Origin of the sequence: Spirillospora sp. CA-294931 (assembly GCF_050946795.1) — a bacterium.
Taxonomy (GTDB): domain Bacteria; phylum Actinomycetota; class Actinomycetes; order Streptosporangiales; family Streptosporangiaceae; genus Spirillospora.
Genome location: NZ_CP192006.1, coordinates 1237513 through 1260583 on the forward strand (window position 1 = coordinate 1237513; position 23071 = coordinate 1260583).

18 protein-coding genes are annotated in these 23071 nt (G+C 71.3%); 9 read left to right on the forward strand and 9 right to left on the reverse strand.

The window, feature by feature from the left end; all coding sequences use genetic code 11:
* Positions 1–2 precede the first annotated feature (2 nt).
* The 3 genes from ACQPY4_RS05880 (at position 3) to ACQPY4_RS05890 (ending at position 1571) form a co-directional block, all read left to right on the forward strand.
* Positions 3–518 carry an ATP-binding protein gene (locus tag ACQPY4_RS05880; RefSeq protein WP_433333220.1) on the forward strand — a complete coding sequence of 172 codons (516 nt, stop codon included), beginning with the start codon at positions 3–5 and terminating at the stop codon, positions 516–518.
* A 67-nt stretch (positions 519–585) separates the two neighbouring features.
* A complete protein-coding gene (gene hemC / locus ACQPY4_RS05885) occupies positions 586–1380 on the forward strand; it encodes a hydroxymethylbilane synthase (protein WP_433333222.1) in 795 nt (264 codons plus the stop codon).
* Positions 1341–1571: a hypothetical protein gene (locus tag ACQPY4_RS05890; RefSeq protein ID WP_433333224.1), complete on the forward strand. Its 231-nt coding sequence runs from the start codon at positions 1341–1343 to the stop codon at positions 1569–1571. The genes hemC and ACQPY4_RS05890 overlap by 40 nt, the downstream gene beginning before the upstream one ends.
* A 180-nt stretch (positions 1572–1751) precedes the next feature.
* On the opposite strand, the gene ACQPY4_RS05895 is transcribed toward ACQPY4_RS05890, so the two are convergent.
* From ACQPY4_RS05895 to ACQPY4_RS05905, 3 genes are all read right to left on the reverse strand, one after another.
* A complete protein-coding gene (locus ACQPY4_RS05895; protein WP_433338820.1) occupies positions 1752–2336 on the reverse strand; it encodes a sigma-70 family RNA polymerase sigma factor in 585 nt (194 codons plus the stop codon).
* A 722-nt stretch (positions 2337–3058) separates the two neighbouring features.
* The gene (locus ACQPY4_RS05900) at positions 3059–6061 is read right to left on the reverse strand and encodes a M14 family zinc carboxypeptidase (RefSeq protein WP_433333226.1); all 3003 of its coding nucleotides are present in this window, start codon (positions 6059–6061) and stop codon (positions 3059–3061) included.
* Positions 6062–6439: 378 nt separating this feature from the next.
* Positions 6440–7084, reverse strand: coding sequence for a TetR/AcrR family transcriptional regulator (locus tag ACQPY4_RS05905; protein WP_433333228.1), 645 nt, complete (start codon positions 7082–7084; stop codon positions 6440–6442).
* 187 nt (positions 7085–7271) lie between these two features.
* Here ACQPY4_RS05905 and ACQPY4_RS05910 point away from each other — a divergent pair, with 187 nt between their 5' ends.
* The 5 genes from ACQPY4_RS05910 (at position 7272) to ACQPY4_RS05930 (ending at position 15216) form a co-directional block, all read left to right on the forward strand.
* Positions 7272–9752: a SpoIIE family protein phosphatase gene (locus ACQPY4_RS05910; RefSeq protein ID WP_433333230.1), complete on the forward strand. Its 2481-nt coding sequence runs from the start codon at positions 7272–7274 to the stop codon at positions 9750–9752.
* 229 nt (positions 9753–9981) lie between these two features.
* Positions 9982–11112, forward strand: coding sequence for a polysaccharide pyruvyl transferase family protein (locus ACQPY4_RS05915; RefSeq protein ID WP_433333232.1), 1131 nt, complete (start codon positions 9982–9984; stop codon positions 11110–11112).
* Positions 11113–11921: 809 nt separating this feature from the next.
* Positions 11922–12794: a hypothetical protein gene (locus ACQPY4_RS05920; protein WP_433333234.1), complete on the forward strand. Its 873-nt coding sequence runs from the start codon at positions 11922–11924 to the stop codon at positions 12792–12794.
* 1329 nt (positions 12795–14123) lie between these two features.
* Positions 14124–14777 (forward strand): hypothetical protein, encoded by a 654-nt coding sequence (locus tag ACQPY4_RS05925; protein ID WP_433333236.1) that lies wholly within the window; start codon positions 14124–14126, stop codon positions 14775–14777.
* A 13-nt stretch (positions 14778–14790) separates the two neighbouring features.
* On the forward strand, positions 14791–15216 hold the full coding sequence (locus ACQPY4_RS05930) for a hypothetical protein (protein WP_433333238.1): 426 nt from the start codon (positions 14791–14793) through the stop codon (positions 15214–15216).
* A 165-nt stretch (positions 15217–15381) separates the two neighbouring features.
* Here ACQPY4_RS05930 and ACQPY4_RS05935 read toward each other — a convergent pair whose 3' ends face one another.
* A complete protein-coding gene (locus tag ACQPY4_RS05935) occupies positions 15382–15606 on the reverse strand; it encodes a hypothetical protein (protein ID WP_433333240.1) in 225 nt (74 codons plus the stop codon).
* 225 nt (positions 15607–15831) lie between these two features.
* On the opposite strand from ACQPY4_RS05935, the gene ACQPY4_RS05940 reads away from it, so the two are divergent.
* Positions 15832–16824 (forward strand): hypothetical protein, encoded by a 993-nt coding sequence (locus ACQPY4_RS05940; protein ID WP_433333242.1) that lies wholly within the window; start codon positions 15832–15834, stop codon positions 16822–16824.
* 7 nt (positions 16825–16831) lie between these two features.
* On the opposite strand, the gene ACQPY4_RS05945 is transcribed toward ACQPY4_RS05940, so the two are convergent.
* The 5 genes from ACQPY4_RS05945 to ACQPY4_RS05965 all read right to left on the reverse strand — a co-directional run bounded on the left by ACQPY4_RS05945 (position 16832) and on the right by ACQPY4_RS05965 (position 22971).
* Complete coding sequence (locus ACQPY4_RS05945) at positions 16832–17707, reverse strand: hypothetical protein (protein WP_433333243.1); 876 nt, start codon at positions 17705–17707, stop codon at positions 16832–16834.
* 217 nt (positions 17708–17924) lie between these two features.
* On the reverse strand, positions 17925–18359 hold the full coding sequence (locus ACQPY4_RS05950; protein ID WP_433333245.1) for an ester cyclase: 435 nt from the start codon (positions 18357–18359) through the stop codon (positions 17925–17927).
* A gap of 376 nt (positions 18360–18735) precedes the next feature.
* The gene (locus ACQPY4_RS05955; protein ID WP_433333247.1) at positions 18736–20223 is read right to left on the reverse strand and encodes a sporulation protein; all 1488 of its coding nucleotides are present in this window, start codon (positions 20221–20223) and stop codon (positions 18736–18738) included.
* A 133-nt stretch (positions 20224–20356) separates the two neighbouring features.
* Positions 20357–21715 carry a M16 family metallopeptidase gene (locus tag ACQPY4_RS05960; RefSeq protein WP_433333249.1) on the reverse strand — a complete coding sequence of 453 codons (1359 nt, stop codon included), beginning with the start codon at positions 21713–21715 and terminating at the stop codon, positions 20357–20359.
* The gene (locus ACQPY4_RS05965; protein ID WP_433333251.1) at positions 21712–22971 is read right to left on the reverse strand and encodes a M16 family metallopeptidase; all 1260 of its coding nucleotides are present in this window, start codon (positions 22969–22971) and stop codon (positions 21712–21714) included. Before ACQPY4_RS05965 ends, ACQPY4_RS05960 begins: the two co-directional genes overlap by 4 nt.
* Positions 22972–23071 lie beyond the last annotated feature (100 nt).

Sequence of the window (23071 nt, forward strand, 5' to 3'; positions counted from 1 at the left end):
GCATGAACTTCGTCAGGTCACGAACTGCCTCCGCGGTCGCAATGCAGTTCCAGTCTGGGGGCAGGATCTCGGCTGAGCTGGACATGGTCTGTCCTGCCGTGCCGTCGGCGTCTGGTCGGCTGCGAACCATGATGAGATCTCGGCTCCGCGCCTGGGGCCAGACACATCTCGCGCATGACCTGTGCCTGGTGGCCGCCGAACTCATCGCGAACGCCATCGAGGCCGCTCCCCGCACTGAGATCAGGATCAGGCTCACACCCGAACCCGAAGCCGTCCTGCTGGAGGTCTGGGACTCCTCTGCCCGGAGCCCGGTCGCGCGGCCCGTGGTCGCACTGTCAATGGCGGACATCACCCCGGACGCGGAGGCCCTGAATCCCGGTCACGACGACGGTTCCGGCGGGTGGGGCTTGCCCATCGTCGAGGCGCTCTCCTCCGCGTGCGGAATCCGGCCCACGGAACCGAACGGGAAGTGGGTCTGGGCTCGCCTCACCGGTTGCTCCGATTTCTCTAGGGCCTGAGACCGGAATGGGAGCCTCTGACGTGGGCGACGGGAAGCCGACCAACGGCTCAACTAACGTCACCCCCGTGACCGACCTGGTGCCCGCCGCGCGAAACGACGTTGCCCCCACGTTCTCCTGGTCAGGCGGCGGCGGAACGGTGCGACTAGGCACGCGTACCTCGCCGTTGGCCATGACACAGGCACGGTTTGTCGCCCGGCGGCTTGAGGAATCGGCCAATGTCTCGGTTGAGATCATCGGCATCCAGACCGCAGGTGACCGTCACCAAGGCCACCTTGGTGAATTGGGCGGAAAAGGAGCCTTTCTGCGGGAGATCGATCGCGCGCTGGTCACCGAGAAGGTCGACCTCGCGGTGCATTGCCTGAAAGACGTCCCTGGGGACGTCCCGCGGCATGAAGGGCTGATGTTCGCGGCCTACATGGAGCGCGAGAACACCTCCGAGGTGATGCTGTTCCCTTCGACTTCGCAGACGCAGCGCTTGGACGATCTTCCTTCGGGGGCGCTGGTGGGAACGTCGGCCGTGCGTCGTAGGGCTCAGCTAGGGCAGATCCGGCCCGACCTACGGGTGAAGTATCTACGTGGCAACGTCAACTCGCGGCTCGGTCGCCTGGACACGGTGAAGAGTTCGCGGCCATCGTTCTGGCCAAGGTCAGCCTGGTCCGGCTGGGTATTGAACGCTCAGGCGAGACACTCGACATCATTCCGGCCGTCGGCTCGGGTGTCCTCGCCGTGGACTGCCGGGCCGACGACCGCGACATCGTCGAACTGGCTCGGCTTCTGGACCACCGCGACACTCGACGGTGTGTGCTCGCTGAGCGGGCGATGCTGCACGGCCTCAGGGGCCACTGCAACAGCCCCATAGCCGGTCATGCCCGGTTTGAGCGAGATGGGCAACTCAGTCTTCGTGGAATGGTCTTCACACGGGACGGATCATGCTTTGTCCATTCCCAGGAGTGGTCCGCCCCGGACAAGGGTGCCGATCTCGGCGCGTATGTTGCCGGCGATCTCCTCAGAAAGGGTGCTCGCGACCTCATTGACGGTATTCCCCACTGAAAAGACTCAGCTTGAGCCCTTTTTTGGGGGGTTTGGGGGGCGGAGCCCCCCAGCTTGGGGTTTGGGGCGGGAGCCCCAAGGGGGCTGTCCGAGCGTTAGCGAGGGCGTTGCTCTTGCGGTGGTTTTGGATGTGCGTGATCCCGCGGTCACGGGGTGGCCGCGGGATCACTGGGCTGGGGGTCAGGCGGCGAGGGTGTGGGTTTCGGACAGGGCCTCGCGGAGCTGCTTGCGGCCTCGGTGGAGGCGGGACATCACCGTGCCGATGGGGGTGCCCATCATCTCGGCGATCTCCTTGTAGGCGTAGCCCTCGACGTCGGCGAGGTAGACGGCGTCCCGGAAGTCCTGGGGCAGGGCGCGCAGGGCGCGGACGACTCCGGAGTCGGGGATGCGGTCCAGGGCCTCGGACTCGGCGGAGCGGAAGCCCGCGTGGTCGGCTCCGGCCTGGGCGATCTGCCACTCCTCCAGCTCCTCGGAACCGGCGCGCTGCGGCTCGCGCTGGCGCTTGCGGTAGAGGTTGATGAAGTTGTTGGTCAGGATGCGGTGCAGCCAGGCCTTGAGGTTGGTGCCTTCCTGGAACTGGTGGAAGTTGACGTAGGCCTTGGCGAGGGTCTCCTGGAGGAGGTCCTCGGCGTCGGCGCTGTTGCGCGTCATGCGGACGGCGCTGGCGTAAAGGGGCTGGACGAACGGGAGCACGTCGCGCTCATACCGCTCGGTGTGATCGGGGCGTCCGGTCTGGGCCGGGACGGTGCTGGTGGCGGTCGTCATGGTGGCAGGCATGGTGGCTCCCCCGTGTGGTCGGGACCCGTTGGGGCCGGGTTATGTACGCGCGGTGCGCGGTTGTGTGCGCGCGCTTTGCGCGGACCGGGCGGTGCGGCCGCCCCCGTGGAGAGGTACGCTCCACCGTTCCTGACGGGTTCGGCGCCGGGTCATGACGCGGCGGGCGCTTCTTCGCTGCTCGCGCGGCATGGCCGGTGATACCGGTCAGGTGCTCGGCCTCGCATGGAGGGTGGGCCGGAGCGAGTGCGCGGATCGCCGGTGCCAGAGCGACCCCGTTGGGCCGGGACGTCGCGGGTCAGGCGCGATCAGGCGTTTGCACTCGTTCGGTGGCGTTCTCATTGAGTAAGACGCACGGAACGATCCAGAAGGTTGCATGACGTGCATCACATTGACTCTTTACCGTTCCGAGTGGTCCACGGTACCCGATATAGGGGCCCAGCGTCAGGGGGGTGTAGGTCACACAGCGCTACGGAAGTTGTGGCGTCAGGCTCTGGACATCGTGGTCCTTGGGGGCGTCGTCACGCTGGGTGGGGACGTTTGTCGGGGTTGGGTGGGGAGCGTTGCGGGGCTGAGGCGGGCTTGGAGGGGCGGGAGCCTGGAGGGTGGGCCCCGGGCTGGGTGGGAGGGGCTTTGGGGGGTGAGGCGGGGTCTGGACGGCCGGGAGCCCCGGTCGGTGGAGGCGACCGGGGCTCCCGGAGTGGGTGTGATTGTCAGTCGCCCAGCAGGTGGCGCAGAGCGCGGCCCATCAGAGCCTGTTGCTCCGCCGGGGTCTTGGCCTGCTCGATTCCGAAGCCGAGCAGGACGGTGTCCTTGGTCGAGACCGCCGAGACGGAGTCGATCAGGGCCTGGGACCTGGCGAATTCGGACGGGTTGCCGGGGCTTCCGGCCGGGGCGCCCTGGGCGGCCCAGGGGCCGAGGCCGGTCTCGAAGCCTTCGGCGTCGATCTGACCGCCGCTGGTGGTGAGCTTGGTGTCGTCGATGAAGACACCGGAGCCGCCGGTACCCGGGTCGCTCACGTAGGCCAGCGAGACTTCGACCTTCTTGCCCGCGTAGGCCGAGAGGTCGTAGGCCACCGGGACCCACCCGTTGGAGTTACCGGTCAGCGAGTTCCACTGCCCACTGGATCCGGTGTTCCCGCAGGGATTGCCCTGGGTGAGGTAGTGCCTCAGGAACGGGTGCTGGTTGAGGAAGTAGCCCTGTTCGCACTCGGACGGCGCGGTGGTCCGGGTCCGGCCGTTCTTGTCGGGCAGCGTGGTCCAGTCCTCGCCCCCGGCCGTCCTCGCCTCCAGGAGGATGTGGTCGAAGCCGGTCTCGGTGCTGTAGGAGAGCTGCGACTGGAGGGTCGGTGCCTGCGCCGCGGTGACCGACGTGAGGTCGATCGTGCGGGTCAGGCGCCGGTAGAGGCCGTCCCGGTGCGTTCCGGCGACGTACCACTGGCCCTCGACCGGCTCGAACGGCGCGGCCGCGCCGGTGTAGTCGCCCGACTTCCAGCTGTTGAACTGCGGGAACTGTGCCGGGGGCAGGACGGTGGAGGTCACCTGGAACCCGCCGGCCTCGTTCACCGGGTTGGACGCCGTCCCGCCCAGGTCGGCCTTGGTGCCGTCGTAGGGCTTCTTGGTGCCGGTGAACCCGGTGGGCTTCCCTACCGTGGCCCGGTCGTAGGCACCCAGCCAGTACTGGAGGAAGTCGTCCGAGAGCAGTTCGCAGTCGTCCCGGAAGTTCCCCTTGACCACGCAGGGCTTCTCGGGGTGACCCTTGAGGCCGTAGTAGATGCCTCCGCCGTTGGCACGGTTGAGCGGCCCGTTGTACCCGGTGGTCTCACCGGTGTAGAGCAGCTTGCCGCCCTCGTTGAGGTAGGCACGGACGGACAGCAGCGTGTCCCTGGCCCGGTCGGCCACCTGGGAGTCGGGGAAGTCGCCCAGGTAGGTCTTTACGGGGTCGTCCGCTTGGTCCTGGGTGAGACGGTTGTCGCCCAGGTACCAGACCACGGCCTTGAAGTGCTTGAGGACGCCGAGGTGGTGGGGGGCGCCGTCCTTGTCGATGTCCCAGATCTGGGGCTTGTGCTTGCTCGACTTGACCAGGTCGGCGTACTGCTGGGCGTACTTGGGGGCGTTGGTGCCGGACGGGTACTTGGGGTTGACGCCCGTGTAGTCCTCGTCGGCGAGCACCAGGACGTCGGCTCCGCCCTGATCGCGGACGGTGTACGTCCAGTGCTTGCTCTCGACGCGCTTGCCCGCCTTGTTGCCCGAGAACCAGACCTCGACCTTGTCCCCGGGTTTCTGGCCGGAGACCTTGCCCCGGAACTCGCCGTAGTACAGGTCGTTCTCGTCCCCGAACCGCTCGCCGCCACGCCATTCACGGGCGCCGTCGGTGCGGACCTTGCCGCCGTTGATGCGGTAGTTGAGGTCCTTGTTGGCCAGCGAGCGCCTTACGTAGGACCCGACCTCCTGCGTCGAGCCGTAGGACGCGGTGAAGGTGTCGGGCTCGAAGTCGGGGGTCTTCTTCCCGACCACCGAGACCGGGTTGTCGGGGGTGTGGGCCGACTTGCTGACCGAGAGGGCGAACGGCAGGTTCTTGTTGAACTCGTGCGCGATCAGCTTCTCGTCGTCCGGGAACTCGAAGATGCTGCCGCAGTTCTCGGGCGTGTAGGGGTCGTTGGGGTCGACGTTGGCCGCCGTCACGCAGGTGGCCATCTCGGGCGTGATCGACAGGGCGCCGTGGTTGTTGTCGGCCTGCCCGTCGGTGTCGCCGTTGGTGGTGTAGAGCTGCGCGCCCAGTTGGGGTGTGTACCCGGGGACGGCGGGGTGGTCGATGTCGCCCAGGAGCGCGTCGTGGACGACGTCGTCCGGGCTCCGGGTGAGCGTCTGCCAGCCGACGCCGTGCAGCAGCAGCTCGGCGGCCGAGTGGTAGTTGATCAGGTACTTGGGCTTGAGGCGCTCGTAGAGGCTGATCTGCGCCTTGGTCTCCGGCTCGGACGCCGGGCCGGGGCCACGGTAGGTCTGGCTCGTCCGATCGGGGGAGGAGCCCTCGTTGTCGTAGCCCCACTTCTCGGAGAAGTTGCGGTTCGGGTCGACGCCGTCCTGGCCGGTGACCTGGCCGTCACCGTCGTTGTCGCGGACGTTCTTGCGCCACAGGCGGAAGCCGTCCTTGAACGTGAGGTCATAGCCGTCGACGTTCACGACCGGGACGAACCACACGTCGGTGGTGTCGATGATCTTGGTGATGTCGGCGTTCTTGCCGTAGTTGCCGGTGTAGTGGTGCAGCAACCGCCGGACCATCTCGGGGGTGATCCACTCACGGGCGTGCTGGGTGCCCTGGTAGATCACGGCGGGACGCTGCCCGTCCTTGAGGTCCTTGGCGCCCTTGCTCACCCGGATCGCGGTGATCGGCTGCCCCGTGACGGACTTGCCGATGTCGACCGGGACGGCGATGTCGGGGTGGTCCGCCGCGACCTTGAGGATCTCCTCGCGGATGTTCCCGGGGCCGCTGTACGGCCGGAACACCGTGGGGGCGGCCGCCTTGGCGCGCTGGGTGACGTCCTTGCCCTTGACCTTCTTGAGCGTGAGGTTGACGCCGGCGCGGCCGAGCGTTTCCGCCTGGACGCCGCTCATCACGACCTCGACCTGGGTCTTCCCGGCCTGGGCCTTGCCGAACGCGACGTCCTCGTGGTCGAGGCCGACGCGGTTGAGCATCTTGATCTGGTCCGGCGTCACTTCACCGGAGTAGACGTCGACGGCCGCTCGTCCGTATGAGCCCGGGGGTTTGGGCTTCGGACTCGACTGTGCCGGTGTGGCGGCGAACGTTCCGAGTAGGAGCGTCGCCGCTGTCAGCACGGTCGTGCAGGTTCTCCGCCGAAAATGTATGCGCGCCATCGCGCCTCCCTGGCGTGGATCACAACGGGGGCTGCGCGATCGTCTTCCGGGGATTGAGGGGTGTCAATGCAGGTTGGAGGCGTTTAGCCGCATTCGGTCACTTTGCTGTGCTTGTGCACCGTCCGCCCCCATGGCGCGTCCGCGCCCGGTGGGCAGGCGGCTGGACGGGGCCGCATATGCTGCGAAAACCCCGTCCCCATAAGGGTTTTGGACGCCTCGCTAGGGCAGGTGGCCCGCGAGGACGGTCTGGACCAGCCCGCGGGCGTAGTCGGTGAGGTCGCCGGGGAGCCGGGCGCCCTCCGCCAGAGCCTCGGGACCCGTGAGACGGGTGAGGAAGGCGTGCTGCTGGCACCCCCCGAGCAGTGCGGCGGCGATATACGGGGGCCGCGCCTGCTCGTTCAGACGGCCCTGCTTCTGCTCGGCCTCCAGGTAGGCGATAAGCGCGGCATGCCCTCGGAGGGGACGGCTCAGCGGAGGGCCGTCGTCCTGGGGAAGGTCGCCCGGGCCCCCTGCGCGGAGCCAGGCGAGCAGGTCGGGATCGCCGAGCACCGGACCGGTCATCGGGAGGAGGTCGCCGTAGAAGCGGACGGCGGTGACGGCCAGGCGGACGAGGTTGTCCTCGACGGTGCCGCGCCCGACCGAGCCGAGCAACTCGATCATGGCGTCGCGGATGCCGCCCGCGACCTCGCCGAGCGCGGTGCCGTACAGGGCGCTCTTGTTGGCGAAATGGTTGTAGAGGCTCCCCTCCGAGACCCCGGCCGTGCGGGCGATCTCCTTGGTGGTCGCCGCGACGATGCCGCGCTCGCGGATCACCTCGATCGCCGCGGCGAGGATCCTGTCGCGCATCGGTTCCGCCGGTGGCACCCTGCTACCTCCTTGTTCGCCTGTCCTCTCCCCGATTATGAGTGAGTGCGCACTCAATCGCCAGCGCGGCGGGCGTGTGGACCGGTTTTCCACAGACCGGCAGCGGGTCTTGCTCACGCGAGGTAACGTCCTCTTTACTGCGGGTTGTCGGAGGTGTTACGGCAGGCCGCCCAGGGGAGGGGTCCGAGTGATCATTGCTCGAGGTCAGGCGCCGCTTGCGGCGAAACGCGATACGGGAGGGGCCGAGGCGCGCGCGCCGCGCCTCCTGGAGCAGCATCTGCTCGGGGTGGCGCGCATGGCCGTGCTCGCGCTCGACGGTCACGGCCGTATCAGCCACTGGAGCAGCACCGCCCACGACCTGTTCGGCATCGATCGCGAACAGGCGCTGGGGCGCTCGCTCACCACGCTGCTGAGGCTGCCTCAGGAGCATCGGGGGGCGTTCGAGCCCGAGACGTACGGGCACGTGTGGTGCGGGGCGTGCTTCGTCCCGCGCGTCGACGACGGCGAGCTCGCCGAGGTGGCCTGGTGGGTCTATCCCATCGACCGTCCCGGCGCGGGAGAGGAGGGCGGCGTCGCGGGCGTCCGCGTCCTGGCGGTGGCGGCCGATCTGCGCCGTCTGCGCGACGAGGGCCCGGGCATCGGGATGGGCGACGTGCTGGTCGTCTCGCCCGCGTCCGGCCCGCTGCCGGCCGCCACAGGGGTGCGGCTGCTGCGGGTCGAGCCCGCGCTGGTCCCGATGGCCGGCCACGACACCGCCCTGCTCGGGCGCAGGCTGGCCGAGCTGCTGCCGCTGATGGGGCCCGCCGCGGCCGAGGCCCTCACCTCGCGCGTGCTGGGCATGGGGTACCCGGCGGTCAACCTCAGCGTCACGGTGCGGCTGCCGATCGTCCCGTATTGGGGAGGGATGCCGCGCGCCCTGCGCATCCGCCCCCGACCGGGCGAGCCCGAACCCGAGCCGCCCGACGGCTCGCTGGCCGCCTCGTCGCGCCCGCGCGGGCTGGAGACGATGAAGGTGCGCGACCGGTTCACCTTCCTCGGCGAGGCGGGGCAGCAGATCGGCAGTTCCCTCGACCACCTCCAGGCATGCCGCACGCTGGCGGAGGTGCTGGTGCCCCGGGTGGCCGACTTCGCGGCCGTCGAACTGCTCGAACGGGTCGTCTCGGCCGAGGGCGAGCCCCGGCAGGGCGACCTCGACGAGACCGCCCTCATGCGCCGGGTCGCGGTCGCCCACGACGACGAGCCCGGCCGGTGGGACGACACCGTCCCCGAAGGCGAGGCCCTGCGCTTCCCGCCCGACACCCCGTTCGTCCAGGCGATGGCCACCGGGCGCGCGGTGCACGTCCCCCGGGTCGACCGGCGGCACGCCGAGCGCATCTCGGCGGCGTTCACCGACCGCGACCTTCGGCCCCTGCTCACCGGGCGGGCGCTGCTGGTCGTGCCGCTGATCGCCCGAGGGCAGGTGCTCGGCACGTTCAAGCTGCTGCGCAAGCCCGACCGTCCCGGGTTCGACGAGCTCGACCTGGCGACGGTCGACGAGCTGGCCCGCCGGGCCGCGCTGTGCATCGACAACGGCCGGCTCTACCGGCGCGAGGTCCGCGTCGCCCAGGAACTGCAACGGACGATGCTTCCCGCAGACCCGCCAGAGGTCCCGGGGGCGCGGGTGTGCTTTCGCTACCGTCCGGCCGGGCAGGCGGCCCAGGTCGGGGGCGACTGGTTCGACGCGATACCGCTGCCGGGCCTGCGGCTGGGCATCGTGGTCGGCGACGTGATGGGCCACGGGCTGACCTCCGCCGCGATCATGGGACAGCTCCGCACCGCCGTCCGCACCCTCGCGGTCCAGGATCTGCGCCCCGACCGGCTGCTGCGGCAGCTCGACGGGCTGACCCGCATGCTCGGCGACGACTACCTGGCGACCTGCCTCTACGCGGTGTACGACCCGGTGACGCGGCGCTGCCGCTTCAGCAGCGCCGGCCATCTGCCGCCCGTCCTGGTCTCGCCGGACGGCGAGAGCAGAATTCTCCCCGTATCGCCCGGCCCCCCGATCGGCGTGGGGGCCGACCACTTCGAGGTCGTCGAGATCGACGTCGAGGACGGCTCCCAGCTGATGCTGTGCACCGACGGGCTGCTCGAACGGCGCGACCGCGACATCGAGCAGGGCCTTGAGGAGCTGCGCTCGCGGCTGGCGGGGGCGCCGCGCTCGCTCGACCGCACCTGCGACGACCTGCTCGAATCCATGAGCGCGGCGATCCCGGCCGACGATGTCGCGCTGGTCGCGGTGGGGCTCGACGGCATCGCGCGCGAGGACATCGCCGAATGGGACCTCGAACCCGAGCCCAGCATGGTGCCGCGCGCCCGCGCGATGGCCGCCGCCCAGCTCGCCGAGTGGAAGCTCTCCGAGCTCTCCGACACCGTCGAGCTACTGGTCAGCGAGCTGGTCACCAACGCGCTCGTGCACGGGGCCGGGGCGATCGGAATGCGGATGATCAGGGGCGCGACCCTGCTGTGCGAGGTCTCCGACGACGGCACCGACCTGCCGCAGCTCTGCCAGGCCGACGCCACCGACGAGTCCGGCCGGGGCCTGCTGCTGGTCAGCCATCTCGCGGAGCGCTGGGGCACCGACCGCGCCGACGACGGCAAGGTGGTCTGGTTCGAGCACGCACTGCCCTGATTCTCCGCCTATTGCGCCCGTCGACAATTCCGGTCATTCAGAGAATGACGCGCCATCACACTTATTGGATTACCGCCAATAGGTGTGATCCATATCACCCCATCCATTTGATCAGCTCGCTTCCGTTAAGAGGGGAACTGGGCGTTAGCTGGAGCCTCCTTCCCCTACTGCCGTGATCGTGCAATCGGTGGCGCAAACGATTGCGCGATCGCGGTGGAAGGGGTTTCGCATGTATTGGGGGGATCGCATGTATTACCTGGTCGGGACATCCGGATACCCCAACTACGGCGACGAGCTCATCGCCGCGATGTGGCTCCGGCACCTGGCGGAGGTGGCCCCCGACCAGGAGGTCTGGCTCGACTGCCCCAGCCCGGGCCAGGCGGCCGTCCTGCTCGACGGCATCCATCCCCGGGCCCGGTTCACCGACACCTTCTGGCGCCTGTGCTGGGAGGCCCCCGCCGACGAGCCGTGGGAGGTCACCCGCTGGGTCGGCCACGCCGTCCACAACCCCGGCATGGCCTGCCGCTGGGTCGCCGGAATCGACCTCGCCGCGCGCGCCGACGTCGTCCACCTGATCGGCGGCGGCTACATCAACCGGATCTGGCCCCGCCACTACGGCCTCCTGGCCGCCGCGGTCAGCGCCGTCCAGCGCTCCGGCGGCCGCGCGGTCATGACCGGCCAGGGCCTGTCGCCCGTCGCCGACCACACCGCGTCCCTCCTGCGCGGGCTGGTCTCCCACTTCGAGTTCGCCGACGTCCGCGACGAGCCGTCCCTCGCCCTGATCGGCGACGCGACCGCCGTCGGCTGCACCGGCGACGACATGTTCTTCGGCATCGGCCCCGAGCTGTACTGGCGCTCCGAGGAGCCGCTGCGCGAGGTCATGCTCTGCCTCCAGTCGGACCTGCTCGACATGCCCCGTCCCGAACTGGCGTCCTTCGTCACCGAGACCCTGCGCGCCTGGGACGTCACGGGCGACCGCATCGGCGTGGTGGAGGGCATCCCCGGCGTCGACCGCGCGATCTTCGACCTGATCGAGCGCGACTTCCCCGGAATCCGCTTCTACCCCTTCTCCGAGATCTGGCGCGAGGGCCTGCCCGCGGGCCCCGGCCAGACCTGGATCTCCACCCGCTTCCACGTCCACCTGATCGCCGCCGCCGCCGGAGCCGCCGGGGCCGCCGTCTCGATCAACGCCGACTACTACGACAACAAACACCGCTCCCTGACCGACCGCGGCAGCGGCTGGCTCCTGGTCGACGACCTCACCCTCCCACCGCGCCCAGCGGGCGGCGCCTTCAGCCCCGAAGCCCTCCGCTCCACCTGGGAAGCCAAATCCGCCCTAGCCGCCAAGATCTACACCTGACCCACACCCCACCGTCCCAACAAGCCCCGTCCCGCCTCCACGGCCCGCGAGACCAACCGCCCACCCAGATTCACCCCCACCGCATCGCTCGCCTGACGCCCGCAACTCCCGCCTCGCCGCATTGGTCACCGAGCAGCTCGGCGGCGAGCTCCAGCGCAGCGCGGCGGCCCGCGGTCTGTAGGAGGGGCGCCGTGCCCAGCAGATCGTCGCCACCGGCACGGCCACCCTCGACCGCGTCCGTGACATCGAGAACAACTCGATCATCTTTCTGGTCACCGGCAAGCAGCAGGTGACCAAGGCGGGCAGCGGAGCGTCGACAGCAAGCAGGACGGGGTGACGGTCGCGCGCGACGGCGACGGGGCCATCGAACTCGGGTGTCCATGCCGCGCTCTGGATGCGCGGAGCCGTCGACCTTCCTCCGTGCTGCGGGGGTTCGTCTGTACGGCGGTCGCCAGCCCGGCCGCACATGTCTCCCGCCCTCGCGTCCCTGCGAGCGGAGTCTGAGGGACTTGGCGCGCTGGCTCGTCCCCGACAAGGTCAGCGAGGAAATGGACGGTGTCAGCCGCATCATCACGCCCCGCTTGGTGGGTGTCTCGATGTGTCCTGGTGGCGAGACGGCCTCGGGGGGCGGCCGGGTCTCAAGGGTCTTCGGGGGAGGGCGACGGGCGGGACGGGCTGGTGTCGTTGCGTCGGTCATGCCTTGGTGGAAGGGGATTGTCGCCTCGGCGACAGATATTTTCCAAGGTCGACTTCGGGAGGCGTCGCTACTGTTGAGAGGGTTTGTATCGAGTTGTAGGGCGGGGGAAACGTTGGGCGAGAGGCTGACGCTGCCGATCCCGGAGACGTTGGAGGCCACGTACGCCGTCGCCCTCGACGGGCCGCCGCCCGACTCGCGCGAGGAGGTCGCCCGGCGCGTGCCGCTTCCGCTGCGCGATCTCGTTCTCGGCATGGTCGACAGCCCGATGCTCACGCTCGACCTGCGTCCCGCCGCCGAGTTTCCGCCGTTGCCCGCCGACCTGCTGGCCGTCTACGGCGCCACCCCGGACGAGCTGGCCGCGATCTCGGACGCGTCGCATGTGCTGGCCGTCCGCGCGGCGTACCGTCCCGGCTGGCCCCCGGCGCACGAGTGGGCCACCCGCGCCGTCGCCGGGGCCGTCGGCGCCGCCGCGTCCGCGCCGGTGATCGACGTCTTCACCCCGCAGATCCTTTCGCCCGAGCGCATCGAGAACTCGCTCCCCGGTCCCGACGGCCACGTCCGGATGACCGACTGGATCCTGCTCCCGCACACCTCGGGCGCCCATGGATTCTGGTTCACCACCAAGGGCCTGGCCAGGTTCGGACTGCCCGAGCTCCAGACCGACAACGTCCCGCCCGGCCTCGTCGAGCCCTGGGGCCGCCTGCTCAACGGCCTGGCCCGCCGCCTGCTCGACCTGTGGCTGGACGAGCTGTCGACCAGCGACCGGCCGGTCTTCGCCGAGCTGCCGACCCTGGTCTCGGTCGGCCTCCAGGACGTCGCGGCGGCCACGGGCACCGAGGAGACCGTGCGGCGCGAGGTCTCCGTCCGCCTGCGGGTCGACCCGTTCGACGGCGATCACATCCTCACCGTCCTGGCCCCCGAAGACGGTCCCGACCGCCTCGAACACCTCTGCGCCGCACTCTTCGGCACCCACCACCGTGCCTGAACAAGATCGCCGACCGCCTTGCCGTTGGTCATGTCCAGGGCGGAGGATCGGGACGTGAGCGACACCCCCGAGCCCCACCATCGCGGACCCGAGCCACCCCATCCCGGCGACGTCCATGTGGCCGGAAAGAAGACGCCGTCGGCTGACTGGGTTCACGTGCAGGGGACCCCGGCCCGTCCTGAGGAGCCGACGTCCGCTCCCGCAGAGCCTGAGGCCGCCGCACCCGGGCAGCCTCATCCAGAACCCCAATGGGCCCCGCCTCCCGGGTGGACGCCCCCACCGGCGCCGCGGCCCACTGACGAGCGGGCCCCGGAGCCGCCGGACGAGTTGTCGCCCGGTGGCTCGATACCGCCGCGGGATTCGGGATCGCCCTCGGCCGGGAGGCCCCCGGGGGCGGGCTCGCAGTGGCCTTCCGAGGTGGGTCCGGCGTCGCAGTTCCCCAGCGTCCCGCAACCGCCACCGGGAAGCGGTGCTGCCTCAGAGACGTCGCCGCCCGGCGGCTGGACGCCCCACACACCGAGCGATCGCCCCCATCCGGCGCTGGGCCCCGCCAACGACGACTGGTCCCCGGAGCCGACATCGTCTTCGCGCGAGTACGAACAGGGCGCCTCGGGCCCGTATGACGGACTGCCGCCCGACGGCTGGGCCCCGCAGCAGCAGGACGCCGGGCCATCGTCGCCTGGCGAGGGGTGGCCAACACAGTCAGAGACGCGTCCGCAGTGGTCTTCAGGAAGTGACTCGTCGTCACCAGCCGCTGATTCGGGTCTGGGTGCACGTGGTGAGTCGTCGACTGGCAGCGGGGCGCCGCAGCAGGAGCAGGGCGCTGAGGCCCCGCCTCCGGGCGGGGGTTGGCCAACACGTCCAGAGACGCGTCCGCAGTGGTCTTCTGGGGGTGGCTCGTCGTCGGCCGCTGATTCGGCTTTGGGGGGCGGTGGCGCTGGGGGCGCACGTGATGAGTCGGCGTCTGGGGGTTGGGCTTCGCAGCAGGAGCATGGTGGGACGGACTCGTCCGGCGAGGAGTGGACGAGGATGGCGGGCGGTTCCGAGGCGGGCTCGGCGCCATCGGCCTCTGGGGCCCCACGTGATGATGATTGGACGCCTCAGGCGTGGGCGGGTGGCGGTGGTCCGTCCCTGCGGGATGAGCCGTTGGGTTCCGGAGGGGCGTCCCCGGGGGCACGAGATGAGCCGTCGGTGTCGCACGGGGCCGAGGTGCGGCAGGCGCCTGGCGTGGGGGGCGGTCCGGCGGGAGTGCGTGGGGGGCCTTTGGCTAATCGGCCACCCGGGGACGCTGGGCAGCGGACGACGGTCGACGCGTTCGTTGCGGAGTTCGTGGGAAGTGCCACGTGGCGGGCGACGCTGGCCGTGCTGGAGGCGGCCTTCCCCGGGTTGGGGATGGCGGCGACGCTGTCGCGGCGGACGGACGAGTTGTGGCGGACGATGGACCGCCTGGGAGAACCGGGTGCGGTGAGCCTGGGGGTTCCGACGTGGGTGGACGAGACCGGGATGGTTCTCGACCTCAGTGCGCAGCGGCCTCGGAGTGGGCGGGCGGTCCGGCCTCGGGCGTCCTGGCCCTATGCGGGTGCGTTCGTCATCGACACGCTCGACCCGCTTCGGTACCACCGGGCCGTCGGAGGGCCGATGGCCCCCGGGGAGACGGCGCGGGCCGCAGCGGGTGAGGACGACGAGACCGGGGTGGTGATCGTCGCTCATCTGTCGGGGGCCGGGGTGCGGGTGCTCGATTCGGTGGCCTTGTGGCGTTATGCGGGACGGGTGGTGACGGCGGCGCTGCACGATCCCGCCGTCCACGAGTCGCGGATCAAGACGCGGCGCGCCCTGCGAGCCCTGCGTCGCGTGGTCTTCGTCGACCCCGCGTTGGGCATCGGGCTGTGCCTCCAGATCGACGTGACCAGGACGCCGCGCTGCCTGCTGGCCTTCAGCGTGGAACGCGGCGACGCCGGAACGCCGAGATTCGTCCGCCCGTGACGGCGTCGTAGCGTTGCCCGCCCGCCCGCCCGCCCGCCTGCCCGCCTGCCCGCCTGCCCGCCTGCCCGCCCGCCCGCCCGCCCGCCCGCCCGCCTGCCTGCCCGCCCGTGACGGCGGCGTGGTGCTGGCCGCCTGGCCGTGGCGGCGTGGCGTTAGGCGTCCGGCCGTGACGATGGCGTGGCGTTGGGCGCCTGGCCGCGACGGTGGCGGCGTGGCGCGGGACGTCCGGCCGCGACGGTGGCGGCGTGGCGCGGGACGTCCGGCCGCGACGGTGGCGGCGTGGCGCGGGACGTCCGGCCGTGACGGTGGCGGCATGGCACTGGGCGCCACGCCGCGATGGTGGCGGCATGGCGCTGGACGCCCAGCCGTGATGGTGGCGCGGCGCGGGACGTCCGGCCGTGATGGGTGGCGCGGCGCGGCGCTGGGCGCATGGCCGTGACGGCGGGGTGGCGTAAGGCGTCCGGCCGTGACGCGGCATGGCGTGGTGCTGGGCGTCTGGCCGTGACAGTGGTGGCGTGGCGTTGGGCGTTCGGCCGTTGTCGAGAGGGAATCGCGAACGAGAGGAGCCCGTCGTCCCCTGGCCACCAGGGGACGACGGGGCTCGTCAGCGGTCGTCGGTCTTGGTGTAGATCGCGTACAGCAGTCCGATGACCGCGACGCCGGTGCCCACCGGCAGCCCGATCTCGGGGAGGACGGCGGCCACGGCGGCCACGGCGATCCCCGCGATCACGATCAGGGCGATGATCAGAGTTCGCGCCGGGACGCACAAGTCCGGCCGGGGCGGAGCGGTCGTGCCTTTGTTCTTGTCGGGGGTGCGCTCGGTCGGCATAGGGTCGGTGCCTTTGCTTGAACGGGGAACAGGAGTGACACGTTCGATCTCAGCCGACCCGCGAACAGTCAGGCGGGGGTGTGGAGACAGTCGTTCGAACCCGTCCGGAACCGGCCGGGAGGGCGTTCCGCCCGGACGTGCGAGAGCGGTCGCCGTACGCTGAGCGGTCTCGGACCGGAAAATCTCGGACTCGGCTGGACGCCGACGAGACAGGGGTTGAGCGTCATGGGCGACGAACCCGGATGCCTGCCGTCGGTGGCCACGGTCGGCACTCGTGAGGACTTCGGCGCGCTGGTGCGCCGACTGTTCCTGTGCGCCGACGTCACCCCGCAGGAGGTCGCCGTCCGGACCAGGGCCGCCGCGGTGCCGCTGGCCAAGACGACCATCTACGAGGTGTGGAACGGCCAGCGCATGCCCCGCAAGAAGTGGTTGCAGGCGGTGCTGGACGAGCTTGAGGTGCCCGCGGACGATTGCGCGGTCTGGCTGGCGGCCTGGGAGCGAGTCGCGTTGGCCGAGGACGCCCGGGGTGGAGCACCAAGCGCGCGCGAGCAGGCGGTGGCCGAGCGAGCGGAAGCCGCCGAGGCCGCCCTGGCGAGGGCCCGCGCGCAGACCGTCCGCACGGAGGCCGACAGGGCCGCCATGACCAAGGCCGCCGAGGCCGTCCTGGACGCGGCCCGCCAGGAGGTCGCCGACGCCCGCCGGGAGGCGGCACGGGCGGCGGAGACCGCTCGGACGGAGACCGCCCGCGCCGAGATGCTGGACGCCGTCCACAGGCGGCTGTGCGACGAGCTGGAGCTGATCCGGGACGAGAACCGGGGCCTGCGCGAGTCGATCGCCTCGCATCGCGCGCGCCACGAGGACCTGGCCGGACGGCACGCCGTCCTGGAGCGCGAGCACGAGGGGCTGCGGCGGCTGGCCGAGGCCGCGCTGAACGAGGTGCCGGACGCGGCCGAGCCGGATCCCGGTTCGGCCCGGGGCACGCTGGCCCGGATGTTCTCGTCGCGACGTAAGGCGAACCGGGATCCGCGGTGGGCGGCGGAGCGGAAGCTGGAGCTGGAGTCCTGGGCGTCCAGGCCCCGAAAGCACGGCCCTCCCGGCTCCGCCGGAGGCCGGGAGCCGGAGCGGGACGTCGAGCCCCCGACTGCCAGGAGGGTCCGGCCCTATGTCACCGGCGGCGAGCCATCGACCACCGGGGAGAACCGTCGGCCGCCGCGATAATGGACGCCTAGTCGTGGGTTCGCAGCCAGGTGAGGTCGCACTGGAGATCGCCGGGAAGCTCGCGGAGCTGGGACGCCAGTTCCCACGGTTCGGTGGTCGGGAGGCCGTCTTCGGGGAGCAGGCCGCAGAGCAGGGTGTTCTGGGTGCGGACGGCGGTGAACGCGCCCAGGCGGGCGATGCCGCCTCCGCGGAGGTTGGCGAGTTCGGAGACCAGGGCGGTCAGGGCCGAAGGGTCCCGGGGGTCGTAGAGGCCCCGGACGTAGCCGAACATTTCCTCGGCCAAGGGATCGGGGGAGCGGCCAGACAGGTGGTAGGCCGTCCCCCAGTACTCGCCCTTCGTGGCGGGGGCCGAGCGCTGGTCGCGTACCCGGACGCGCAGGCCGTACTCGGACGCGCAGCGCTCGTAGGCGTCCGCGAGGAGCGCCTCGGCCTCGCCCTCCTCGCTGAGCAGGAGGCCGGAGACGACGCCCTCCTCGCGGGCCAGGCGTTCGACCATCTCGCGTTGCAGTTCACGGGTGACCTGCTCGACCGTGTCGAGGGAGCGGGCAAGCGCGCGCTGGGCGTCGCGGTCGAGGTCGAGGCCCGCCAGCCGGGCCGCGACGGTGCCGAGCTCGTGTTCGAGACGGTCGAGACGCCCGGTCGTGGCCTCCAGCCGGTCGAGGACCTCCGACGGCGCCTCGCCCGGATGCGGGATCGGGATGCCGGACGGTTCGTCGCCGATGTCGGCCCGCAGCGCCTCGTGGCGCTTGGAGAGCTCGGTCAGCTGGACGCGCAGGTCGCGGATCTCGGTCAGGGCGCGGGGGAGGCGCTTGTCGGAGGCCAGGTAGAGCTCGCGTCCCCCGATCGCCAGACACAGGAGGACGAGGACCACGGTGGTGAACATCGTCTACCCCCCGCAATCGCCGGAACGCGGCGGGACGGCTCGCTGGTGCTGGGGCATGGGTGCCGTCTCAACTCCTGGCGTCGGGGGCTCGCTCAGCAAAGGCTAGCTCTCGGGCAGCCCATCCAGAGGGCATTAATCTCGCACCCGAGCCAGAAAGCACAGCTCGCGCCCTAGATCGCTAGAGAAGTCTGGCCCGGACGCCACTGCCGCCCCACTGCTAATGGGGAGAGGCGCCGAGCTGTCGCATCAGTGAAGCGACGTCGACGACTCCCCAGACCTCGGCGAAGCGTCCGCCCACGATGCGGAAGATGAAGATCTCGTTGTACTTGATCTTCTTGTCGGTCGCTGGAATGCCCATGTAGTCGCCCTGGTGCGTGCCCGTGACGGTGTTCCTGCACACGACCTTGTCGTCCTCGGCGATGACGTCCTCGTACGTGACGTGGATGTCGGGGAAGGCGCGCAGGAGCATCGCCCAGACCTGCTTGAGGGCTTCCGCTCCCGTTGCGTCGACCGGCGCCGCCGTGTGGAAGAGCACGTCCGGCTCGACGACCTCGTCGATCGTCTTGGTGATGAGCTCCAGGTCGCCGCTGTTCGTGGCTTCGTGGAGGCGGTCGAGCAGCGCTTTGTTGTCGTCCGTTCGGGCCGTCGCCATGGTTTCTCCTCCGGGTCGAACCGGGCCACCCTGCGGGCATCCGGATTCTTGGGGATCTACGTACACGACGAGACAGCCCACCGATGTGTGACCGATCGCCGGGGTCGCCGAACGTGCCGCTCGTGGTCGCCGTCCGGCGGCGTGGCACGTCCCGGCGCGCTCGCCACCCCCGGGGAATGGAGGGCTCGATCTCGTCGCCACGGCTCCGTTCCGAGTAGCGATCGAGTTCGCTCATGCCCCGCCGCACGGCCGGGCCCGAGCGTGATGCGCCGGGCAGGCGTCGGCGTTGGCGCGGCCTGCGAGCGCAGTGCGCGAAGGAGACCAAGTGTCAGGCCGCCCTCGGTCCGGGACCGGGGGCGGCCTGTGGGTGGGGCTCCTAGCCGAAGAGGCCGCCGAGAAGGCCGCCGAGGATATCGCCCACGACGCCCGCTCCCTCGCCCGCGGCGGCGTTGACGGCTTCGTTGGCGACGTTGTGGGCCACTTCCTTGCCCACTCCGGCGGCGACATTGCCCGCATAGCCCGCGACGGCGTCGCCGAAGTGAGCGGGTGCGTAGGCGGCCGCGCCCACGGCACCGACAGCGGCGGCTCCGACCGCGCCCGCCGCGGCGGCTCCGCCCACGACGCCCGCGGCGGCGGCCGCGTGGCCCCAGCCGGGGCCGTGGTGGCGGCGTCCCGCGTGGTAGAGGTGCACCGGCGGGGGCGGGGCGTGGTGGTGGACGTGCTGTTGCTGCGGCGCGTAGTGCTGGGCGGGCGGCCTGGGCGGCAGCGGGACGGCGCCACCCGGGGGCGGCGGGTAGCCGTGCCCGGGAGGTGGCGGGGGCATGTGGGCCGGGCCGGGGGGCGCGTGGTGCTGCGGGCCTGGGGGCGCGTGGTGGTGCTGGCCGGGAGGTGCGTGGTGCTGGGGGCCCGGGGGAGCGTGGTGCGGAGGCGCCTGGTGCTGGCCGGGGCCCGGCGCCGGCGGAGGGAACTGGCCGTGGGCCGCTGCCGGGGCCATGGGGTGCTGCTGACCGCCGTGGGGCGCGATCGGGTTGGGCGGGGGCAGCGTGGACGGGCCTCCGGGCGGAGGCAGAGGTGCCTGGCCGCCGCCGGGGGGTGTGTGGTGCGAGGCGCGCGGCGGAGGCGGCGGCAGGGCGCCGGTGGGCGGCGCGTTGTGGGACGTGGAACGGGGACGCGACGCGGCGGCGTCCAGCCAGCGGCCGATCTTGCCCGCCCAGTCGGTCTCGGCGGCCGCGGCGTGCTCGACCTTGAAGACGTCGTCGCTGGTCTCGCGGCGGTCGGAGGTGAGGACGAAGGCCATGTGCTTGGGGCTGGCGACGAAGCTGAGGCCGACCTCGCCGAGGCGGCCCTGGTACTTGGGCGGCGGCCGGAGCTGGATCTCCTGGTAGAAGGGCAGCTGCTGCGGGGCGCCGACCAGCTTGGTCTGCTCGAACGCGACGTTGTCGATGCGGAAGCCGAGCTGGGCGATGGCGGCGAGCACCCACTGCTGCGACTGGAGCGGCTCGACCGAGATCGGGTCGATGTCGCCCGGGTCGGGGACGCCGATCGTGTCGACCTCGGTGCATAGGCCGATCGTGAACCCGGGGAGCTCGCGTCCCAGGACGGTGGTGAACGGCAGCTCATACGGGAGCGGGATCGAGAACGCCAGGCTGCGCTCCTGCCCCGGCTCCAGACGGAAGGAGCGGGTCAGGGCGCCGCGATAGACGTCCGGGCCCGCCTCCTCCCCGCCGTAGCCGTTCTGCATCCGCGGCATCAGCGCGAGGGTCACGTGCCTGATGTCGACGGGGCTTCCGCCGCCCCGCAGGTGGACCTTGCCGGCCACGACCCCGCCGGGACGGCACGTCGGCTCGGAAAGGATCGTGTCCACGGAGGGAGCTGCCCCTCCGCCTGCCATCTGCCCATACGACACGGGCCGTTCCCCTCTCACTGCCTGCTGGACCGCTAGAAATCAGACGGAATCCACCATGCCATTGGTTCACGCATTATGGGCGAAACGCCGGTTACTCGGCCGACGCCACCGTGACGGGGGCGTAGCCCAGCTTCTCCAGCGGCTCGCGGATCTGCGCGGCGTCGCCGACCGCGATGACGGTCAGCGCCTCCGGGTCGATGTGCTCCCCGTATGCGGCGCCGACGCTGTCCGGGGTGGCCGCGCGGACGGCCGCCAGATAGCGCGTCGGGTAGTCGGTGCCGAGGCCGTTGGCCGAGACGTCGGCCAGCTCGGCGGCGACGGCGCGGGCGGTCTCGTACTCGGCGGGCGCCCGGTCGGCCAGGGCGCTGACCGACGACGCGCACTCCTCCTCGCTGACGGCGCGCGTGAGCACGCCGCGCAGCTCGGTGAGCGCGTCGGTGACGGCGTCGGCCGTGACCTCGGTGTGGACGGCGCCCTGCGTGATGAACAGGCCGCAGTGCCGCATGCGCAGCAGCCCGGCCCGCACCCCGTATGTGTAGCCCTTCTCCTCCCGGAGGACGGCGTTCAGCCGCGAGGTGAGGCCGCCGCCCAGGACGTGCGAGGCGACGGTGAGCGCGGGCCACGCCGAGTGGGAGCGGTTCGGGACGCGGTGCCCGATGCACAGGGACGTCTGGACAGAGCCCGGACGGTCAACGACCACGATGCGCGGCCCCGTCGTCGGCAGGACCGTGTCAGGAGCGCGCAAGGCGCTTCCGGACGTGGCCCAGCCCGCCAGTGCCGCGTTCAGAGCGGACTCCGCGTCGGCTCCCGAAAGGTCCCCGGCGACGACCGCGGTCGCCTCCCCGGGGGCCACCGAGTCGTAGTAGGCGCGGACGTCGGCGCCCGTGAGGTCGGCGACGGCTTCGCGCGTCCCCCCGGTGGGACGGGACGCGCGCGCTTCGTCCGGGAACATCACGGCGCGCAGCTCGCGCATGGCGCGGGTGCCGGGGTCGGCGTCCTCCTGCGCGATCTCTTCCAGGCGCTCGCGGACGAGGCGCTTGACGTCGGCGTCGTCCAGGGCCGGTCCGCGCAGGACGGTGGAGAACAGCTCCAGGGCCGGGCCGAGCCGGGTCACCGGGACGTCGAGGGCGACGCGCAGCGCGGTGAGGTCGGCGGTGGCGTAGAGGCTGGCGCCGAGGCGCTCGAAGGCGGCCGTCAGCTCGGTTCCGCCGCCAGGACGGGTGCCTTCCAGCAAAGCGCGCGCGGTGAGCGTGGCGATGCCGTCGCGGCCGTCGGGCTCGCGGCCCGCTCCGGCGTCCAGCACCAGCCGGACGGCGGCCAAACGGCGTCCGGGCACGTCACAGCGGAGCGTGGCCGGGCCCCCGGGGACGCGGCCCTCGGCGGCGTCCGGGAACGCCCACACGGGGATCTGGCCCGGGACCGGACGGGGCTGCAGGACGATACCGCTCACGACGAGGTGCCTCCGTAGGTCAGGACGGAACGGGCGCCCGGGGTCATCCAGCGGGACGCCATCTCCTTGATCTCGGCCGCGGTGACCGCCGCGGCGCGGCCCGGCGCGGTGAACACGCGGGACGGGTCGCCGAACTGGGTGGCGTTCTGCGAGAGCGCGTTGGCCAGGCCCGTCACGGTCTCGGTCTGCTCCAGGAACGCGCGCTCGGCCTGCGCGGTGGCGCGCGCGGTCTCGTCGGCGTCGGGGCCCTCGGCGGCGAACCGCGTCAGCTCCTCGTCGAGCACCGCGGCGATCTTCTCGGGGTCGGGGCCGACCGCGTCGAGGATCGCCAGCGACGGCCCGTCGGCCAGGCGGGTCACGCCCGCGTAGACCTCGGTGGCGATCTGGTCGCGGCGCACCATCCGGTCGTACAGGCGCGAGCCCGAGCCGCCGCCGAGGATCTCCAGCGCCAGCTCGGCGGCCTCGATCTCGGCGCCGCCGTCCGACGGAAGCGGGAACATCGCGAAGTACGCGGGGGAGGGGACCTCCTCGTCCACGTCCTCGCCGTTGATCGAGCTCAGCGGCCCGAGGTCCCCGGGACGCGCGGGCGGCGCCTGCGGCCCGGACGGGATGCCGCCGAAGTACCGCTCGACGGCCTTGATCGTCGCCTCGGGGTCCACATCGCCGACGATCGAGATCACCGCGTTGCCGGGCGCGTACCAGGTGCCGAAGAAGTCGGCGCAGTCTTCGAGCGTGGTGGCGTCGAGGTCGTCCATCGACCCGATCGGCGTGTGCGCATACGGGTGGCCCGCCGGGAACGTCAGCGCGCACAGCTTCTCGAACGCGGTGCCGTACGGCTGGTTGTCGTAGCGCTGGCGCCGCTCGTTCTTGACGACGTCGCGCTGGTTGTCGAGGTTGGCCTGCGTCAGCGCCGCGGGCAGCGTGCCCATGCGGTCGGCCTCCAGCCAGAGCGCGAGCTCCAGGTGGCTGACGGGCACCGTCTCGTAGTAGTTGGTGCGCTCGAACGACGTGCTCGCGTTGAACGTGGCACCGATGCTCTCCAGCAGCGCGGCGTGCTCGCCTTCGGCGACGTTCCCCGAGCCCTGGAACATCAGGTGCTCGAAGAGATGCGCCAGGCCGGTTCGCCCGGCCCGTTCATGCCGCGAGCCGACGCCGTACCAAAGGTTCACGGCGGCCAGCGGTACGACGTGGTCTTCACAGACCACCACGCGCAGGCCATTGCCGAGCGTGTGCTCGTGCAGCGGCTGTTCGGCCACGGAGCGCTCCCGTCCGGTTCGGTGGATTGGTCGACGGTCAGCACCGCGCGCGTCGGCGGGACGGCCCAGGCGGCGGGCTTGATCTCCGTCTCACGGTACC

Bases quoted from the DNA above. Each gene is read 5' to 3' on its own strand.
- ACQPY4_RS05915 (WP_433333232.1), top strand. From the start codon at position 9,982: ATGTATTGGGGGGATCGCATGTATTACCTGGTCGGGACATCCGGATAC.
- ACQPY4_RS05945 (WP_433333243.1), bottom strand. From the start codon at position 17,707: ATGTTCACCACCGTGGTCCTCGTCCTCCTGTGTCTGGCGATCGGGGGA.
- ACQPY4_RS05880 (WP_433333220.1), top strand. From the start codon at position 3: ATGAACTTCGTCAGGTCACGAACTGCCTCCGCGGTCGCAATGCAGTTC.
- ACQPY4_RS05950 (WP_433333245.1), bottom strand. From the start codon at position 18,359: ATGGCGACGGCCCGAACGGACGACAACAAAGCGCTGCTCGACCGCCTC.
- ACQPY4_RS05890 (WP_433333224.1), top strand. From the start codon at position 1,341: ATGCTGCACGGCCTCAGGGGCCACTGCAACAGCCCCATAGCCGGTCAT.
- ACQPY4_RS05895 (WP_433338820.1), bottom strand. From the start codon at position 2,336: ATGACGACCGCCACCAGCACCGTCCCGGCCCAGACCGGACGCCCCGAT.
- ACQPY4_RS05935 (WP_433333240.1), bottom strand. From the start codon at position 15,606: ATGCCGACCGAGCGCACCCCCGACAAGAACAAAGGCACGACCGCTCCG.
- ACQPY4_RS05940 (WP_433333242.1), top strand. From the start codon at position 15,832: ATGGGCGACGAACCCGGATGCCTGCCGTCGGTGGCCACGGTCGGCACT.